The following is an 18643-nucleotide window of genomic DNA, read 5'->3' as shown; positions in this document are numbered from 1 at the left end:
GAATAGCGGGGCTATTTGACGAAGAAGCAGGAATTTTTAGACCAATTTATCGCAACCGCAGTAGGACAGTCTTAAGTCCGACAGGCTCCTACAAGGTTTTCTCCCATCATCTGTTTTTCCAGCAAGAGATACACGTCAGGCTGATTGTGTTTCACCACCTGCCCAGGTTTTTCCCTGAGCCAAGCGAAGCCAGAGGCGGATCACCCATCTTCTGGTATTTTCTTTCCACATAACTGGTAATTCCCTGAGACTGGATATGAACAAGAAAGAACTGGTTGAGCAAGTCGCTGAACAAGCTAACCTGTCCCGAAGCAAGGCCGAGCTGGTTGTCAATGCCTTTATCAGCAACACACAGGAGACACTGGCAAGCGGCGACATCGTTCAACTTATTGGTTTTGGCACATTTTCGGTAGCAGATCGGGCGGCCAGGAAGGGGCGCAATCCACAAACCGGTGAAGAAATTCATATCCCCGCCTGCAAGCTGCCTCAGTTCAAGCCGGGCAACAAGTTCCGAGAAATGATCAAATAGACGCCCACTGCATTCTGAAACTGTTCTGCAAAAAGCGAAAAAGCGCCGGTAAGGCGCTTTTGTCTGAGCGTATTTTGTTACTTTATGCCATGGCTCTCATCACATTCAGAATGGCTCTTTTCTTCATCAGGTTCATTCGATGTAATTGACCGATAATCTCCCCATCCACTTCCGAGTCACTGATTACCTCATCAGAGCTGACCAGGTACTGGTTTCCACGCCCGGTGGCCAGCCACTCGAAAGACACCTCAAGAATTTCAGCCATTTTTCGCAGATTCTCGAGACTGGGACTGCTCATACTGGTTTCCCATTGGGCCAGTGCACTTCTGGATACACCAATCAAATCCGCCAGGGCCTGCTGCGAAAATTTCTTGTCTTTACGGGAGCATAAAATCCTTGTTGTCAGGTTCATCCTTGCACACTCACGACAGGTTCAGAAAGATATCCATGCCAGCAATACACACAGATACCCCGACATAGTTATTTCACTATGTCATTCGGCCATTTCCTGAAAAGCGTTAGATTCAGCTGATGAAGGGAAAATACAGGAAGGAAAGCAGGCCACGGTCAGACCGTGGCCCAAAAAACATTACAGAGACAACATCAGACCAGCGATGGTTGCACTCATAAGATTAGACAGAGTACCAGCAGCCACTGCCTTGATACCCATGCGGGCAATATCCTGACGACGGTGTGGTGCCATAACGCCCAGACCACCCAGGAGAATGGCAATAGAAGACAGGTTGGCAAAACCACACAGTGCAAAGGTGATGATGATCTGCGTACGCTGTGACAGCACTTCAACACCAGCCGCCGCAGCCGCTTCAGGGTTCAGGTAATTAACAAAATCCATGTAAGCAACGAATTCGTTCACCACCAGCTTCTGGCCAATGAAACTGCCCGCTGTCACGATTTCATTCATTGGCACACCAATCAGGAAGGCCAGCGGACTGAACAGATAGCCGAGAATGATTTCGAGGCTCAGGTCAGGGTAGTCAAAGAAGCCACCAATCCAGCCCATGATACCGTTAACCATGGCGATCAGGGCAATGAAAGCGAGCAGCATGGCACCAACGTTTGCGGCCAGCTTCATACCGGAAGAAGCACCAGAAGCGGCGGCGTCTATTACGTTGGCAGGCTTTTCATTGTCACCTTCGTCATCAGCCAGCTCAGAATTATCCGGAGTATCGGTTTCCGGCTTAATCATCTTGGCCATCAGCAAACCACCAGGTGCCGCCATGAAGCTTGCTGCAATCAGGTACCTAAGCTCGACACCCATGCCTGCATAACCGGCCAGAACAGAGCCTGCAACAGAAGCCAGACCACCCACCATGATGGCAAAAAGCTCAGAATTAGTCATACGACCAATATAGGGTCTTACCACAAGAGGAGCTTCTGTCTGGCCAACGAAAATATTTGCCGTTGCCGACAGAGACTCTGTACGACTGGTACCCAGTACTTTCTGTAACGCACCACCCAGGAAGGTAACCACCTTCTGCATAACACCCAGATAGTAAAGAACAGCAACCAGAGAGGAGAAGAAAATGATAATCGGCAGTACGTTGATGGCAAAAATAAAGCCGACCTTGAAGTTACCCAGGTCACCAAACAGGAAGCCGATACCCTGATTGGCGTAGCTGATCACATTACTTACCGCGTTGGAGACACCACCAAGAATTTCCTGACCCAGGGGAACATAAAGAACCAACGCTCCCAGTCCGGCCTGAATGGCAAAGGCACCACCCACAGTTCGCAGGTTGATCGCTTTTCGGTTATCGGACAGTAAAAAGGCAAGTGCCAGAAGGCTGGCAATGCCCACCAGACTCATAAGTATTTGCATGGGAAAAGGTGACCTCAGATGGATGATCGGTGCCGACCGGTTACCCGGCGAGAACTTCAGATAAATCCGGGGGATTGTATAACCTGATTTACAAAAACAGAACCATTATCTGACACAACTGTTCAAAATTAGAACAGCTTCTAAGCAAAACATTGAGTCATATCAACAGAAGAAAAATAAACTGAACGATAATCGGCATCTATCTATTAAATAATAAAATTGATCATGCATTCAAAGAAATAGTAGCCAATAATCGTCTAATCTGCTGACTCATACAGCTGAATAATGCTTGAAAAGTCCTGGTGATTGCCGGAGCGAATTGCATGCATTTTATACAGATTGTCAGCCAGTGATGCCATGGGCGTTGCGGTATGGCTGCTGGCAGCCGTATTCAGAGCCAAACCAAGATCCTTGGCCATCAGTGCCACCATAAAACCGCCCTGGTAACCATGACTGGCCGGAGTCTGGGGCATGACGCCCGGCACCGGGTTGTACTTGTCCAGTACCCAGTTCCCACCTGAACTGTTCTTCATGATTTCTGACAGTACTGCCGGATCAAGGCCATTGTCGATACCCAGTTTAAGAGCTTCCGATGTGCCTGTCATAACAATAGCCAGCAGCATATTGTTGCAGATCTTGGCCAGCTGCCCCGCACCCGTCTCGCCAGCGTGAAAAACAGTCTGCCCCATTATCTCAAGATAGGGCCGGGCCTGCTCTACGGTCTCGGCACTGCCACCCACCATAAACGTCAGTGTTCCAGCAGCAGCTCCGGCGGTACCACCGGACACCGGTGCATCAACAAAGTCGATACCCTGCTCTTTTGCCTGCTGCCCGACTTTTCTGGCAACTTCAGCTTCTATGGTGCTGCAATCAATCACCAGACAACGGTTGCCTATCGTTTGGAAGAGTCCATCATCTCCCAGGTAGAGTGATTCGACCTGTTTGCCAGCCGGTAACATACTGATCACCACACTGGCACCCTGTGCAGCCTCAGTCACGGATTCGGCCTTTGAGCCTCCGGCTTGTTCCAATTGATCAAGCGCCTCAGGAACCAGATCATAACCACAGACATCATGCCCGGCTTTCACCAGGTTCTGAGCCATGGGACCACCCATATTGCCAAGGCCGATAAATGCAATTTTTGTCATTAATATCATCCTTATTCAAAATAGTCGGATTAGTCGTAATGCCACTCAGGTTTGCGCTTCTCAAGAAACGCACTGACGCCTTCCTGCTGGTTCCTGCCATTGAACAACGTCAGGAACTGCTCCCTTTCCTCTGGCAAGACATCTCTGGAAAATCCGGAACGCCCCATCTGGATCAGCTTTTTACAGGCCCTCAAGGCATCCGGACTCTGGTTTCCGGCATTGGCCGCAAGCGCTTTCGCCCGTTCAAGACTCTTACCACTGTCCACCATTTCCTCTATCAGTCCAATTGCCAATGCTTTTTCTGCGGTCACTTTCTCGCCGCAGAGAATCATGCGCTTGGCCCAGGCTTCGCCCACCAGCAGGGTAAGGTTCTGAGTTCCGCCGGCACAGGGTAATAACCCCACCGACGCTTCAGGCAGGGCCATAATGGCACCCTGTTCAGCGATGCGCAGGTCACAGGCCAGCGCCACTTCCAGCCCACCACCCATGGCATAACCGTTGATGGCCGCAATGCTGAGCCCCGAAAAGTTACTGAGGGCTTCAAAAGCCCTGCCAAAGCTTTGTGCAAATGGGCGAGCTTCCTCCGGGGTCAGGTTATCAAAGCGCTTTAAATCAGCGCCTGCACTGAAGAACTTCTCCGAAGCCGAGGTGATCACCAGGGCAATCACATCAGGCTCACGGTTCAACTGGTGAATAATCTGCTCCAGCTCATCAAGGCTTTCTGGCGTCCAGGTATTGGCCGGAGGATTGTCCAGGGTGAGAATGGCGGTACGTTCTTCACAGGTGAGACGTAACTTTTCAGACATAATCACTGTAACTCCATACCGGTATCAGAAATGCTCTCGGAAAGTAAACGACGGGCGACAATCAAGCGCATAATTTCATTGGTTCCCTCCAGAATCTGGTGGACCCGGGTATCCCGCACATGTCGCTCCAGAGGATACTCCCTGATATAACCATAACCGCCATGAATCTGCAGGGCCTCGTTACAGACCCTAAACCCGATATCCGTAGCAAAACGTTTAGCCATGGCACAGTATGCGGTTGCTTCCGGATCCTGATTATCCAGTTTGAAGGCTGCCAGTCGAACCATCTGGCGGGCAGCCACCAGCTCGGTATTCATATCCGCCAGCTTGAACTGCAAGGCCTGGAAACCGGCCAGTTCACGACCAAACTGCTTCCGCTCTTTCATATAGGCCCGAGCCGTGTTCAGTGCCTGCTGAGCTGTACCTATGGAGCAGGTGGCGATATTGATTCGACCACCATCCAGACCTTTCATCGCAAAAGAGAAGCCCTGACCTTCCTTGCCCAACAGGTAGTCTGCAGGTATACGAACATTGTCAAATGAAATCAGTCGGGTTGGCTGGGCATTCCAACCCATCTTTTCCTCCTTCTTGCCGTACTGGATACCTGCCAGATTGGCGGGAACGGCAAAGGCGGAAATGCCTTTCGGACCGTCTTCGCCGGTTCTTGCCATCACCAGCAGCAGATCGGTACTGCCAGCCCCGGAAATAAACATTTTCGAGCCATTGAGCACATACTCATCGCCATCCCGCCCGGCGCTGGTTGTCAACGATGCGGCATCACTGCCCGATCCGGGCTCGGTAAGGCAATAGGACGACAGCTTGCTGCCACTGACCAGCCCTTCCCCCCAATCTGACTTTACCCGATCCGTAGCAAACTCACTGATCATCCAGGTAACCATATTATGAATGGTGATATAGGCGGTGGTAGCCGTACACCCCATGGCCAGCTGCTCAAAAACAATATGGGAGTCCAGCCTGGACAGGCCCAGCCCACCCATGGACTCATGGGTATACAGGGCACAGAACCCAAGGTCTCCCGCTGCCCTGATTACATCAACCGGGAAATGACAATCAAGATCCCACTGTGCTGCATGGGGGGCCAATTCGGCATCGGCAAATTGCCGGGCCAGATCACGAAAAGCGACCTGCTGTTCAGAAAGGTGATAATCCATATAAAAATGCCGCCTCTTGTTTTTTGTTATTTGTGAGGCCTGGGGCATGCGGCATTTTTATTAGTGGTTAGTGCATGCTCGCCAGGTTGGTGCACATGAAAGGTATCGATCAGTGTTTTTTATAACATCTCAACAGCAATAGCGGTAGCTTCTCCTCCACCAATGCAGAGTGAAGCAATACCTTTGGTGCCGCCGGTCTTTTTCAGGGCATGCAACAGCGTTACCAGAATGCGGGTACCGCTGGCACCCAGGGGATGACCAAGTGCACAGGCACCACCATGAATGTTGACCTTATCATGATCCAGGCGCAGTTCACGGATGGCCATCATGGCCACTACAGCAAACGCCTCATTCACTTCAAACAGGTCTACCTCGCTGGCCTGCCAGTTAATTTTTTCCAGTAGCTTACGGATGCAGTCTACCGGAGCAATGGTAAATTCTTCAGGCTTCTGAGCATGGCTTTGGTAGCCAATAATTCTTGCCAGAGGTTGTAAGCCCTGTGCTGCTGCATCACTTTCACGCATTAACACGAGCGCCGCTGCACCATCGGAAATAGAGCTGGAGTTTGCCGCTGTCACCGTGCCGTCTTTGCTAAAGGCCGGACGTAACTGACGGATTTTCTCCGGCCTGGCCTTGCCCGGCTGCTCATCAATATCAACCAGCCCTTTACGGGTTTCAACCGGCACAATTTCTTCAGCAAACGCACCAGAACTGTTCGCTTTGCTGGCCCGTTCCAGAGATGCAAGGGCATAGTCGTCCATAGCCTCGCGGCCCAGGCCAAAGCGATCAGCGGTTGCCTGGGCAAAGACCCCCATGGCCACGCCCTGGTAAGCATCCTCCAGACCATCGGTGAACATATGATCCTTGACCTGGCCGTGACCCAGTCGCATCCCTCCCCTGGCTTTATCCAGCAGGTAAGGGGCATTGGTCATACTTTCCATACCACCAGCCACCACCAGATCGGCTTCACCGGTTTTCAGCTGGGTTGCTCCCAGCATCACCGTTTTCATACCGGAACCGCAGATTTTGTTCACTGTCGTGGCTGGGACATGGTCGGGAATACCGGCATGCAGCGCCGACTGACGGGCAGGCCCCTGGCCGGTACCTGCTGGCAATACACAGCCCATCAGTACTTCTGATACATCCTCTGGAGCAACACCTGCCCGCTCCAGTGCTGACTGGATCGCAATAGTACCCAGGTCAACCGCTGTCATAGACGACAGGTTACCTTGAAATCCACCCATTGGGGTACGGGCAGCGGAAACAATAACAATGTTTTCCTGTGACGGGTTAGGTGCAGAAGACATAGTGAAACTCGCTTTTTCTGTCATTTATTCTTTCTGATTTGCAGGACAGTGTCCTGTGTTTTTCTTGCAACTGTCTCTGTGCATAATAGCTTTATTGGTAAAAGAAAACGATTATGGAATTTTTCCAACTGATTCTTGTCCTACTCATAGTCTTGAGTCATGAAGCAGGCCAAAGCAATGAATGCTGTCAGGAGCAACGCGGCAGATTTCCCATTTCTTTGTCCTATCTGTAACCATAACGGGTATATCAGAGGACAACCTGGTGGAAATTCACTGGTCAAAACCTCTTGCCCGGCATCCCACGTTTTCCACCTGAAATGCTTCACCCAATGGGTTGAGAGTGAACAGCAGGCCGCAATAAATCTTGACCAACGCCAATGCACTCAATGCCTGCAACCGGCGCTGCCATTGATTCGTCTGGACGGGGAAAGCGTCCTTGACGACGAATCACATTATTGTGAATCCATGATGCTTAATGCCTGCCGTACCGGGAATCTCGGCAACCTGAAAATGCTGCTGCGCGAAGACGAGGCTTTGGCAAAACGGACTTACCGTTCGGCGCTCACCGGTCATCCTGAACACCCGTTAACTGTTGCCATCAATTACGGCCATACTGATTGCGTTCGAGCCCTGATCGACAGCCATGCTGATGTCAATGCCGCCAATCACAATGGTGTGACACCCCTGAACATTGCAGCCCGGCAGCGCCGCACCGATTACTTGCAAATGCTGACCCGGGCCGGGGCGAATATCATTAACTTACTGCGCACCGCTGTCTGGGAGGGCAATACTGACCTCCTTAAATACCTGAGCAGCACTCAACCCGGCCAACTTGCTCTTGATAAAGCTCTGCGCGAAGCCGCCATACAGGGGCAGACGCAGTGCCTTGAAATCCTGATCAAGGCGGGAGCGAAGGACCTTGATGATGCCTTGTACAGTGCGGTCCTGGCAGAAAATATCGAGAGCCAGAACATTCTGGTCGAACAAGGAGCGGATATTACGACCCTGCTGCACACTGCTGTCAGAAAAGGTTCTTTAGAATGTATCGATAACCCGATCTTCTTGAGATACGTCAATGCCACCGATAAGAAAGGCAGAACCCCACTGCATATTGCCGCTGCCAAGAGCCGCACCAAATGCCTTAAAAAGCTCATTAAAACCGGTAGAGTGAATATCAATATCGCTGGTAAATTCGGCTGGACGGCTCTCCACTTAGCCGTTAGATACGCCAGTACAGAAACCGTCATGGCGTTACTGGGCGCTGGCGGCATCAAGGTCAATGAGAAGACTAACGCAGGCTGGACAGTCCTCCACTTAGCTGCCAGATACGCCAGCGCAAAAACCGTCATTGCTTTACTGTCCGCTGAAGGCATCAAGGTCAATGAGAAGACTAAGGCTAACTGGACGGCCCTCCACTTAGCTGCCAAATACGCCAGCACAAAAACCGTCATTGCTTTACTGTTCGCTGAGGGCATCAAGGTCAATGAGAGGGAAAAATATAACTGGACAGCTCTTCACCTGGCTGCCCGCTATGGCCGCACAAAGATCGTCAAGGCGTTATTGAACGTTTCGGATATCCAGATCAATGAGCAGACTGACACAGGCTCGACAGCTTTGAGCTTTGCTACCAGGTATGGCCACACTACTTGCAAAAAACTCCTTACTGAAAATGGGGCAATAAATAATCAGTCGTTCTGCCTTCTACAGTGAGCCATGTTTATTCAATAAAATTCCAACACTTTTGATTGGTTGTGTTGTCGGGCGAGAACCAGATAGCCACTTACCCCTACATTCACGTAGAATACCGAAACTTCTGCACTCTAATACAGGGGGCAGACTGTAAGTAGTTAACCAAATGAAATCATATATTTCTGACTAAGTTGTCAGTCACTCTGCGGCGTTGCAACTCCGGTCACATAGCTACGGCTATGCTCCCTACGTTGCGCCTTGCATAGCAACTGCCCACTTAGCCAGAAATATACGATTCCATTTGGCCAACTACTTAGAAGTCTTATTGATATACAGAGTCAATCTCTGACTGACGGAATTACCGGATGAAAAGCAGTATCCGACTGAGAGCACTGGAAAAGAAAGACCTGCGGTTTGTGCACTCTCTTAATAATAACCGCAGTATTATGTCCTACTGGTTTGAAGAGCCCTATGAGTCTTTCGATGAACTGGAAGATCTTTATGGCAAGCATATCCATGACAATACCGAACGCCGTTTTGTTGCTGAGCTTACGGCCACGCCGGAGCTTTCCGGCGTAGTCTGAAGCAGTTGGCCCCCTTGACGGACAACCCCATATAACTTTGATATCCCGTATTCTCAAGCAGCGGCATCCCTGCCTTGCTGATCGACCTGTCAGATATCAATTACCTCAAAAGGCACCTGGGGATTCACATCAGCATCATAATCCACACCCTCAACACCGAAACCAAACAACTTCAGAAACTCTTCTTTATAGAGGGTATAATCGGTCAGCTCCGCCAGATTGTCATTGGTCAGCTGTGGCCAGATATCCTGGCAGTGCTTCTGAATATCTTCTCTCAGCTCCAGGTCATCAAGGCGAAGACGGTTGCTGTCATCCACTGCCGCAGCCGCACCATCACTACGGTAAAGACGCTCACGGAACATACGGTTGATTTGTTCGATACACCCTTCGTGTACGCCCTCTTCCCGCATTTTCTTGAAAACCATGGAGATATAGAGCGGCATAACAGGAATCGCCGAACTGGCCTGAGTGACCACACTCTTCAGTACCGCGATATTGGCTGAACCATGGATTGATTTCATCGAATCGTTGATGGCATGGGCTGTACGGTCCAGATCTTTCTTGGCTTCACCCAGGGCACCATCCCAATAGATCGGCCAGGTCAGTTCCGTACCAATATAGCTGTAGGCCACTGTCTTGCAGCCTTCTGCCAGAACGCCCGCAGCAGACAGCGCGTTCATCCACAGTGCCCAGTCCTGCCCCCCCATGACCGTAACCGTTGCTTCCACCTCTGCGTCAGTGGCCGGTTCCACCGTCGCTTCAAACAATGCATCTTTGTTGGTATCCACTGCGGTAGCGCGATATGGCTCACCCATCGGCTTCAGTACCGAGCGAATCACCTCGCCAGTATCCGGCAGTTTTCGCACGGGTGATGCCAGCGAGTAAACCACCATATCCACCTGGCCAAGATCCTGTCTGATCAACTCAATGGTCTTTTCTTTGGCTGCGTGGCTGAAGGCATCGCCATTCAGGCTTTTGGCATAGAGGCCAGCTTCGTGGGCCAGCTGATCGAAGGCCGCAGAATTGTGCCAGCCCGCGGTTCCCGGCTTGTTTTCGGTGGCCGGCTTTTCAAAGAACACACCAATGGTGGCCGCACCGGAACCAAAAGCTGCGGTGATACGAGAAGCCAGTCCATAACCACTGGAAGCACCGATCACCAGTACTTTTTTGGGGCCATTGGCTACGGGACCCAATGACCGGGTGTAAGCAATCTGCTCCTTCACATTGGCTTCACAACCTACCGGGTGAGTGGTTGTGCAGATAAATCCACGAATCCTTGGTTTAATGATCATCGTTGTCCCCAACAAGTGAAATCCGGTTCGAAAACCAGGGGCTTAGTACCAGTCATGAGCCCGTCTGTATGAATAACCCGGTAGCTTATCCAAAAGCCACAGCCCGGGAAAGAGATGGCGCGTATAAGTCGGTAGCGTTATGGATCGGTTTGTTAGAATTTGTAAAGAGCAGGCGAGGTGAGCGGTTATTGATAATGCCGATACAGCAAGATCTTCAGTAAAAAGGAATAACGTCCTGTGTGGCGTCGGAAATAATACTAAAGTACCTTTTACTGCCTTTATGAAATATCCAGGTTAACAGCCGATAGGTGGATTGTCAGTCATAGGTTATGGAGACTCCTGTGATACCTCCAGGTTACCCTTCAGAGAACCAACCCCCGGTCGAGGTTAAAAAAGACTTTGCCAAGGCACCTCCGGTTGCGCCGCAAACACTCAGCTCTATGGTCTCTGAACCTGGTGCCTGCTTTACCAGCCTTGAACAACGCACTATCGCTCAAGTGGTCACTGATAACTGTCTGACAAAACCGGAGACAAGGCCCGAACCGTTAACCTCTGCAGGTTTCTCTGACGCACCCAATACAGCGGTAAGCAAGCACATAGATCAAACCGTTGTCACGTTAAGACTCAGTAATGCATTTAAGGGTGCCTGCCTCAAGCCCCTGCCACCATGGGTAGAGGTCGATCCCGATGCATTGAATGATACTGCCTGGCTCGATCAATTCCTGAGCAAAGAGGATCAACAGTGGGTTGATGTCGTATTAATTCAAGAAGGTAAGGCTTGTCCCCGGGTTAAGGGGCAAACGCCCGGGCTTAATCCCCTGCTGCCAATCGTAGCGGTGGTGAAACCCAGCCAGGCTTATAAATCAATCATTGCAGAGCAGACAAGGCACCCGGTTTCGAAACGCTGCCATTACCAATGGCTTGATCGGTCCGAACTGCAATCCCCAGAGCAGCAGGTGCTCAGTGTCTATCAGGGAAAAAGACCTGCTGCAGTTCTTGAATATCCATCGACCCTGGACCCCAGGATTGGTTCGGCAGAGTTATTTCCCGGTCTGGATACCAGGGTATTGGCCAACCCATTTGGTCAGGGTGTAACCATCATCGCACAACGCAGAGACGAACCACAAAGCAAGTATTATGCGAACCGCCTGGAGGCCCTGGTAAAAAAAGAGTGGCACCAGGCAGAGGCTGATATAGCCAGAGGGGTTCCCAAAGATCTTGCCCTGCTTCATAGCCACATCAGAAACCTGCACAAGCGTGGCGAACTGGAACTGGTAAAACCTGATTGCATCAGGCGGGAGATCATCCATGCCCGTGAACAACTGTCAGCCTATAACCAGTCAGTCAACCCTGGTCAGTTAACACCAACGCAGCTGGCCGTAAGGAAACAGGCTATTCAGGAACGGGTCACGGAACGCTTCAATCAACCCGCTGTTACCCAGAAACAACTGCGCTGTTTGTCTGAACATAAGCAAGTATCCAGACCATTATCTGAAAAGATGAATACAGATGCCGGAGAGCTTCTGGCTGACGAGATGATCAGTAACTATGAGCAGCAGTTAACCCGGGAAATACCCACTGAACAGACAGCGGCAGAACAGCAAGCGAAGCAGATTCTAACCAGTAATAGAGCAATCCAGAATGAAATAAGCAAAATAATCGATCAGCACCTTCATCATCCGGAACAGTTAAAACTCATGATTTTAAGGCATAAAATCACCGATCTCAGAAATGATCAACTGCTGCTGTTTCAGGTATTAGACTCACCGGCATTAACATCTATTGCCGGAAAAATCAGCTGGCAGGCGGCAATGGAGTTCAAGCGGGTTGGCTATGATCTGAACGATGAACTCACCCTTCCCGGCCGATGGACTGACCGACTTCTGGATCCTGACAATCCTCCCCGGAAGCTGGGTAGTGGGAAGGAGAATACGGTGTACCTGTTATCCTATAAAACCGGAAATGACACAGTAAAGCGGGTGTTCAAACCTGAACAGGCCGTTGACATCTCAAGCTGGAGAAAAATCATCTCTCCACAGTTGTACCACGACAGGTATCATCCCAATCTTACGGCCAGAAATCTGGCCACCGGCGAGATTGCCCGCCTGCTGGGCATGAACGTGATGCCCGATATGTCATTTTGCGAACATAACCACCAGATTGGACTGGAGATGGAACTGGCTTCAGGCGTATCAGCCAGGACCAGTGTACGTGCCAGCGCTGCTCCTAAACAAAAGAAAAAGCTGGCCCATCACGAACTGCTGGATAAGGAGGGCAACCGGGAAATCAGGAACAAAATATTCAGCGGCCTGGCTGACCTTGAGCTGTTGGATGCCATTTGTGCCCAACCAGACCGACACGATGGAAATTATTTCATAGACTACGAAACTGGCCGGGTCACCGGCATTGATAACGATACCTGTCTTTACCCGTTCAGAGACATCATTGCGCCATCCGCTGACAGTATAAACGCTAGATACCGTAAAGGATGCCGCGTCGGTTTTCCGCGGCTGATGACCCGCAAGTCTTATGATCGTTTACAGAAGCTTGATGTAGAAGTGTTGTGTGACTCACTACCAGCCTGCTTCGATCTGAACGTTAAAAACGCTCTGATGCAGCGAATATTCCTGATTCAGGAACACAGTCAGGCATTATTCTATGCAGGGCGGATAGTCGATGATTGGGAATCGTGGCGTGACCCAACCACAAAGGAATCCGCTATCGGGTTTCTCACTCTGCCAATGCATGACATTGTCAACAAAGAGCACAAGGCCCTTAAGGAAGAAGTGAGTCGTATCCAGCCTCTTCTCAGTAAATATCAGTCAAATGAACCACTGTCTGATCGGGAAAGCAATCTTGTCAGAGGTTATTTATGGAGAAATAAACTGCTGAGTAATGATGAAGTGAATCAGAGGCATGCTATCAGCCGAAGCTATTTTTACACGGCCATATATTATTGAACTGGCAGCATGACGTGGACAGCACCATTGAACATGCCCTGGTCATTCTTTAGTTGAAAACCAACTGTATTATTTCCCCCGGGTATCCGATAATTCGACGGAATCCCAAGTCAATCTGGCCTATAGTAAATGCCTTAATCCGTTGCCATAGAAACAAATAACAAGTGATATCCCAGAGGTAGTCATCACAGTGCAGTTACAAACTTCCGGAATTGGATGCTGGCAGGGAGCAGGGCTGCTCACCACTACCCTGCTAGGCACCAGCGTATTTATTCTTCCCCAGTTAACCATTGAACTGGCAGGCTACGGAGCCCTGTGGGCCTGGGCCCTGCTTACCCTGACCATTATTCCGGTGGCATTGGTGTTTGCCAGTCTGGCCAGCCGGTTCCCCCATGCAGCCGGACCGGCCTATTTCGTGGAAAAGGCCTTTGGCTCTGTCGCCGGAAGAACCATCGGCATCATTTTTCTTTGCGCTGTCCCCCTGGGTGCACCTGCTGCCATCATTATGACCTACCAGTTTATTGATGCCCTGTTTATGGTGCCGGGCTCAATAATCATTGTCGTTCAATTAGCGTTCCTGGTCTTGCTTTATGCTCTGAATTTTCGGGGCATACATATTTCTGCCACCCTTCAGCTGATACTGACTTTTTCTATCATGGCGGTACTGATTCTGATGATGGTGGCCCGGGGGGTAGTTGATGTACCCGCCTCCCCGGAGAAAACTGTCGTTAGCAGCAGCATGATTCTTAAAGCCGCCGGGCTTGCTTTCTGGAGTTTTCTGGGAATGGAAGCCATGTCCCATCTGGCAGGTGACTTTCGAAACCCCGAAAAAGACCTGAAACCGGCCATCATGATCGGCGTTACCATCGTTGGCTGTATTTATCTCGCCTGTACATGGTTGATACTGTCCATACCGGTGACGGCTCCCCTGGCCATGGCGGGTGTTTTTGATCAGCTGTTGGGCGGACTGGGTTCACCAATCATCGGGACTCTCGGGCTGGCAGGTGGTATTGCAACTGTCAATGTCTACATCGCCAGTCTGATTCGTCTGACACTGAGTTTCAGCCAGGAAGGAGTGTTGCCAGCCTGGTTCAGTAAACAGAATCGTTACGGTGTTTCCGAACGCGCCCTGGCAACCGTACTACTCATCATTGCAGCGATTCTGATCTTTACTCACTTTACCGATCAGGATCTGGAAGATCTGGTTTCCTGGGTCAATGGGGTTTTCGTTATTATTTACCTGGCCTCCATGCTGGCAGCTTTCCGACTGCTGCCTGCTAAATACCACTGGATGAACCTGCTTGGCTGCCTGTTCTGCTTTATGCTTGCCTGGGGCCTCGGGTGGAAAATGGCGTATGCTGCTGGCATGCTGGCGATTGCCTCACCATTGCTATGGTGGCAAAGGCAAAAGCAAAAGTCGGCTTGTATGGATCCTGGTATTATCGATCATCACTACAGTGTGGATAAATGAAAATAAGCAGCTAGGCTCTGAGGGCGATAATGAGAACTCATTTTTGGTTCAGGAGTCCATGAAATGAATTTTCCTCCTGCTTTTTCCCCCTCAGCACAATACTCACCCACCGCTGCATCCGCAAGCGCACAACCATTAACGGACTCGTCGTACTCCAGGTTTTTTCACTCTCTTGAAGAGATGAGCGATCTGGGGTCGGATGTTAAACGTTTTATGGAGATAGCGAAAAAAAATATTCGTGATCGAAATATTGCGGCTTCACCGTTTCTGGTTTCTGAAACAGAAAAGGTAGCCAACGAGTTACTGGGACTACTACAACCCGATGACATAAGTGATAAACCTGATAACCCGGCAGATCACAGTTCACTGGAGAAAATCCATTTGTTCTCTAAAACCACAACCATTGACATGACGCTGAAGCAGTTGGGCGTCCCCTGTACCAGCAGTCGTGAACTGAGACAACAAGGGTACGATAACGCCACTCAAAGGCTCAATGAACAGATTGCCAAAGATACAAACGGAGTGATTACCAACCTGCTCAACCCTGGCACGCTGAAAGACCCAAAAACAGCTTTCTTGTTAGTAAGCTGGTTGTTTCAAAATGTATCGTGGAAACAACCTTTCATGGCAATACCCCAGAAATATCAAACAGAAATGACCTGGAACGGTCAGAAGCAGCCGGAGATCGTCTGGATGAAAAGCGGCAAGGGGACAACCTTAGTTACTTATAAAAATATTTCAGACTTTGAGTTTATTGCCTTGCCCGTTAAGGAATCCGGGTTGAAAGCTGTTTTCATAATGCCTCCCAAAGCGGCGCAACAAGAACACAGTGACGAAGTCAGCCATATCCTGACCACAGGCTTGAACTCATTATTTGACGATGAAATTGATCAAGGGAACGTCTCACTGTGTTTACCCAAATATCAATTCGATTATGTCTATGAGACAGAATACCCTGAGTTGCTCGGTTCAGGAAAACACAGGACAAACCTTAGCATCAATGAGGCAGGTGCCCATGTTGCGGCTTCATTCCAAATTCGTGGCGGTGGGAGACCTAATCTGCTGTACATCAATCGCCCCTTTTATTTTGCCATGATTAAGGATCAGGGTGATCAACGAAGGTTATTGGGTGCCGCCTATATTAAAGAACCATGGGGATAGTGAGTGATGGTTAACCAGTTAATCCCAAATGGTTATTAATTAATCTAATAACCGTTGTAATCTCGATTTAATCAGGAAAATCAGCCCTCGCTGGATCACAAAATCCGCAGTACTTTGTTGTTTATCCTTAAGTATATCCATAATGGTCGCCCCATGTCCGAGAAATACGGATTTTCCGCCCCACTCCTCCCCCGTGTAGTTTTGCAGATGCAGCACATTCTCTCTGGCTCCAGTCAGGCCGCTGGCGGTCATAAAGTGAGGACTGGCAGCAGCATCACCAGCAGCAGTAATGATCACTTGATGGGAGTCTGATCTTCTCTCCACCACATTTTTCCTGACCCGATGTTGCTGTAAAGAGAATACAGTCGCAAATGAGTCATTAATCTTTTCCTCCGTAACGCCCAGCGATTGATCAATACCATAGCTATGCGCCACTGTTTGAAACCATGCTCTGGAAAGTGCTTTGCGTACCTTGGCTGCACGCTGATCACGCCACGCTTTCCGGTCGGCTTTTGATCGTTTATTGCCGTTTTGATCCAACTCTGGTACCGGTAATACCGCTAACTTTTTCTGAACCTTCTGGCAGAATTGATTAAATGCTTCAGGTATCTCCATCCCGATGTAGACAAGGTTTTTATTTTCAAAACACCGGGTCTGCAGCGCTCTTCCAAGGGTTGACGCCTTCAAGTGGCGAACACCACTTGACTGCTGACGGGTTTGTCGGCTGAGAAGTTGTCGTTCATCTGCACTCAGCCCCTCAATCCTTTCCATCTGAAATGTCATCTGCTCCTGGAAAAACTGCTGAAACTGTTGATCAAGTACCACCATCCCACGAAAATCTGGAAAGGTATCCAGCCGATCATTTTGCAGGGGCTGGTCTTTCGGTCCTTCCCAGGAACAAACACCATAGCTTCGGGTAGCCGATACGGCTCTGTTCCCCATATACTTTTTACGGATCTGACTATTTTTACCCCCCGCGCAAATCACTAAATCAACGGGACGGGTTAACGTTGCTTCAGGTTTCTGATAACCAGCAGGCGGCTCTTTCTTGCCGTTGGCAAAGGGAGAGGGATCATTCTCAGGGTGGTATGTAGCCTTTACTGTATAGCCTTGTTCATTAGCCTCTACTATCGTCATTTCATAAGCAGCTAACCGCTCCAACCTGGTTTTTTGTGGGGCATCACGCTGGGAAATATGTTCGTAATTGCGTGACATCAGTTCAGCAAGTCTATGATTCAGAGCCTCTTCCAACCGGTGAGTGGCAATTTCTCCAGCCATTTCGCCAAAACCATCCGTACGAATAACGCCTTTTCCATCCTGACCGAACATGTCGTAGTAATGTTCTCCAAGATAAAACTTCAGCATATCCATCCATTTAGGGTCCAGTCGAACCACTTGCACCCGGTTATATTCAGTGCTCCGTTTCTCAAACACTGAGACATTGGCTCCTTCCTGAAACTGAGTAAAAGCCAGCATCAGTCCTGTTGGCCCAGCCCCTTCAATGGCAACGTTCGGATGACTGTTTGCTTCATTGTTCTGCGCTATTATCCAGTCCAGCTGGGCTAAATCCACTTGTGGTCCTCTTAACTGAGCCAAATCCAGCAGCTTTTTGAACATCTGCTCATTGTGTTCGGAATCGGTGCCCCATACAGCGGTCGTTTCAATACCTTGTAATAACAGATTTAACTCCCAGCGCCGCCCTTGATTCAGCTGAATCTTCAACAATGCCGCACGACCTTGTGCTATCAAGCCCCGATAGACTTTGCAACGAGCGTCAAGTTCTTTAAATTCCTGGCTTTGATTCTGGTTTTCTGCAGACAAAGTACTCCGTAAGGATTCATACTGCTGAAAATCTTTTTCAACCCGGGCCAGATCAAGCGTTCTCAATTCACTGGGTAATCGACTTATTTTGCGTACTACAGCAGAAACATCTGTTTTCAGATCTTCCTCAATACTGAATAATCCCGAGGTTCCAGATAATAGCCCTTGATAACTCTCTTTAAGCAATGTCAGATCGTCAGCGGAAATCAACTCCCGGGGATGACCTTGAATACTCATTTCATTATCAATAATCAGGTTCAGCGCATTCTGCAAAGCGCGATCACGCCGGGAGTAGGGATAAGAAAGTATATGTCCTACACGTGCGGTTAATTGTTGATACCCTTCAGGAGACAGGTTCTTCCGAAGGTTATGTAAAACGGACAAAGTGATGGTTTTTGTCAGTTCGGTAAAACCTTCAGATTGTCGGGTATCACGAAAGTGCTTTTCCAGCTTGCAGATGGCTTCATGAGCTTTATGCCCCTCAGGTAACAATTCCGGTGACAGAATTATAAGTCGATAGTAGGCTATCAGCACTTCCCTGCTATCTTCCAAAGTCACCCCGGGCAAGCGAGACAGCAGCCCGGAGAGTTCTGCTTTAAGAAATCCAGCGGCTTCACGAATAATTTTACGTTCTTTTGTGCTGCTGAGTATTGTGTCCTTACTACTGAGTATCGTTTTACGCTCAGATTTTTTAAGAAAAGGCAAAACGCCATTTCCTACGTCCTTTATAATGCGTTTTTTTAAGCTATGAGGAGCTTGTTCAGTTTGAAGCAATTCCCATAACTGACCACGAAATAAAGCAGCCGCTTCCTGCTCTTGTCTTCGCTGTTTCCGGCCTTCTGTCGTGAACAGGTTTAACAAAC

14 protein-coding genes and 1 pseudogene are annotated in these 18643 nt (G+C 49.5%); 7 read left to right on the top strand and 8 right to left on the bottom strand.

From position 1 onward, the window contains the following. On the top strand, nt 1-233 hold a 233-nt coding region (locus tag ACO6UY_RS22060; RefSeq protein ID WP_422460751.1), incomplete at its 5' end, for a hypothetical protein. Nucleotides 234-256: 23 nt separating this feature from the next. Then, nucleotides 257-529, top strand: a complete 273-nt coding sequence (locus ACO6UY_RS22055; RefSeq protein WP_101746299.1) for an HU family DNA-binding protein — start codon at nt 257-259, stop codon at nt 527-529. Nucleotides 530-611: 82 nt separating this feature from the next. Here the strand turns inward: ACO6UY_RS22055 and ACO6UY_RS22050 are convergent, their stop codons facing one another. From ACO6UY_RS22050 to ACO6UY_RS22025, 6 genes are all read right to left on the bottom strand, one after another. Then, the gene (locus ACO6UY_RS22050) at nt 612-941 is read right to left on the bottom strand and encodes a helix-turn-helix domain-containing protein (RefSeq protein WP_101746298.1); all 330 of its coding nucleotides are present in this window, start codon (nt 939-941) and stop codon (nt 612-614) included. A 177-nt stretch (nt 942-1118) separates the two neighbouring features. After that, nucleotides 1119-2369, bottom strand: a complete 1251-nt coding sequence (locus tag ACO6UY_RS22045) for a NupC/NupG family nucleoside CNT transporter (protein WP_422448261.1) — start codon at nt 2367-2369, stop codon at nt 1119-1121. Nucleotides 2370-2626: 257 nt separating this feature from the next. Continuing rightward, the gene (mmsB, locus tag ACO6UY_RS22040; protein WP_422460755.1) at nt 2627-3517 is read right to left on the bottom strand and encodes a 3-hydroxyisobutyrate dehydrogenase; all 891 of its coding nucleotides are present in this window, start codon (nt 3515-3517) and stop codon (nt 2627-2629) included. Between the two features lie 29 nt (nt 3518-3546). After that, nucleotides 3547-4323 carry an enoyl-CoA hydratase gene (locus tag ACO6UY_RS22035; protein ID WP_422448265.1) on the bottom strand — a complete coding sequence of 259 codons (777 nt, stop codon included), beginning with the start codon at nt 4321-4323 and terminating at the stop codon, nt 3547-3549. Between the two features lie 2 nt (nt 4324-4325). Beyond that, nucleotides 4326-5495 (bottom strand): acyl-CoA dehydrogenase family protein, encoded by a 1170-nt coding sequence (locus tag ACO6UY_RS22030; RefSeq protein ID WP_422448267.1) that lies wholly within the window; start codon nt 5493-5495, stop codon nt 4326-4328. A 119-nt stretch (nt 5496-5614) separates the two neighbouring features. After that, the gene (locus tag ACO6UY_RS22025) at nt 5615-6826 is read right to left on the bottom strand and encodes a thiolase family protein (RefSeq protein WP_422491244.1); all 1212 of its coding nucleotides are present in this window, start codon (nt 6824-6826) and stop codon (nt 5615-5617) included. Nucleotides 6827-6961: 135 nt separating this feature from the next. On the opposite strand from ACO6UY_RS22025, the gene ACO6UY_RS22020 reads away from it, so the two are divergent. Further along, entirely contained in the window at nt 6962-8512 is a 1551-nt protein-coding gene (locus ACO6UY_RS22020) for an ankyrin repeat domain-containing protein (RefSeq protein ID WP_422491243.1), read from the top strand. Nucleotides 8513-8856: 344 nt separating this feature from the next. Beyond that, nucleotides 8857-9039: pseudogene (locus ACO6UY_RS22015) on the top strand (spermidine acetyltransferase); the annotation flags it as partial. Between the two features lie 125 nt (nt 9040-9164). Here the strand turns inward: ACO6UY_RS22015 and fabV are convergent. Next, nucleotides 9165-10367, bottom strand: coding sequence for an enoyl-ACP reductase FabV (gene fabV / locus ACO6UY_RS22010; protein WP_422448273.1), 1203 nt, complete (start codon nt 10365-10367; stop codon nt 9165-9167). Between the two features lie 341 nt (nt 10368-10708). Between fabV and ACO6UY_RS22005 the strand changes: the two genes are divergently transcribed. From ACO6UY_RS22005 to ACO6UY_RS21995, 3 genes are all read left to right on the top strand, one after another. After that, the gene (locus ACO6UY_RS22005) at nt 10709-13327 is read left to right on the top strand and encodes a hypothetical protein (RefSeq protein WP_422448275.1); all 2619 of its coding nucleotides are present in this window, start codon (nt 10709-10711) and stop codon (nt 13325-13327) included. Between the two features lie 190 nt (nt 13328-13517). Beyond that, nucleotides 13518-14798, top strand: a complete 1281-nt coding sequence (gene yjeH / locus ACO6UY_RS22000) for an L-methionine/branched-chain amino acid transporter (protein ID WP_422491242.1) — start codon at nt 13518-13520, stop codon at nt 14796-14798. Nucleotides 14799-14861: 63 nt separating this feature from the next. Beyond that, nucleotides 14862-15959, top strand: coding sequence for a serpin family protein (locus ACO6UY_RS21995; RefSeq protein ID WP_422448279.1), 1098 nt, complete (start codon nt 14862-14864; stop codon nt 15957-15959). Between the two features lie 39 nt (nt 15960-15998). Here the strand turns inward: ACO6UY_RS21995 and ACO6UY_RS21990 are convergent, their stop codons facing one another. Then, the gene (locus ACO6UY_RS21990; RefSeq protein ID WP_422468299.1) at nt 15999-18485 is read right to left on the bottom strand and encodes a hypothetical protein; all 2487 of its coding nucleotides are present in this window, start codon (nt 18483-18485) and stop codon (nt 15999-16001) included. Between the last annotated feature and the right edge of the window lie 158 nt (nt 18486-18643).

The sequence above is a fragment of the Endozoicomonas sp. ALE010 genome (assembly GCF_049310165.1).
Taxonomy (GTDB): Bacteria; Pseudomonadota; Gammaproteobacteria; order Pseudomonadales; family Endozoicomonadaceae; genus Endozoicomonas.
The sequence above is the reverse complement of the archived record's forward strand: the minus strand, read 5'-3'. Positions and strand labels throughout refer to the sequence as shown.

What these genes read in the sequence shown, in the direction of transcription:
- ACO6UY_RS22055 (WP_101746299.1), top strand. Translation starts at nt 257, where the DNA reads ATGAACAAGAAAGAACTGGTTGAGCAAGTCGCTGAACAAGCTAACCTG.
- ACO6UY_RS22050 (WP_101746298.1), bottom strand. Translation starts at nt 941, where the DNA reads ATGAACCTGACAACAAGGATTTTATGCTCCCGTAAAGACAAGAAATTT.
- ACO6UY_RS22045 (WP_422448261.1), bottom strand. Translation starts at nt 2,369, where the DNA reads ATGCAAATACTTATGAGTCTGGTGGGCATTGCCAGCCTTCTGGCACTT.
- mmsB (WP_422460755.1), bottom strand. Translation starts at nt 3,517, where the DNA reads ATGACAAAAATTGCATTTATCGGCCTTGGCAATATGGGTGGTCCCATG.
- ACO6UY_RS22035 (WP_422448265.1), bottom strand. Translation starts at nt 4,323, where the DNA reads ATGTCTGAAAAGTTACGTCTCACCTGTGAAGAACGTACCGCCATTCTC.
- ACO6UY_RS22030 (WP_422448267.1), bottom strand. Translation starts at nt 5,495, where the DNA reads ATGGATTATCACCTTTCTGAACAGCAGGTCGCTTTTCGTGATCTGGCC.
- ACO6UY_RS22025 (WP_422491244.1), bottom strand. Translation starts at nt 6,826, where the DNA reads ATGACAGAAAAAGCGAGTTTCACTATGTCTTCTGCACCTAACCCGTCA.
- ACO6UY_RS22020 (WP_422491243.1), top strand. Translation starts at nt 6,962, where the DNA reads ATGAAGCAGGCCAAAGCAATGAATGCTGTCAGGAGCAACGCGGCAGAT.
- fabV (WP_422448273.1), bottom strand. Translation starts at nt 10,367, where the DNA reads ATGATCATTAAACCAAGGATTCGTGGATTTATCTGCACAACCACTCAC.
- ACO6UY_RS21995 (WP_422448279.1), top strand. Translation starts at nt 14,862, where the DNA reads ATGAATTTTCCTCCTGCTTTTTCCCCCTCAGCACAATACTCACCCACC.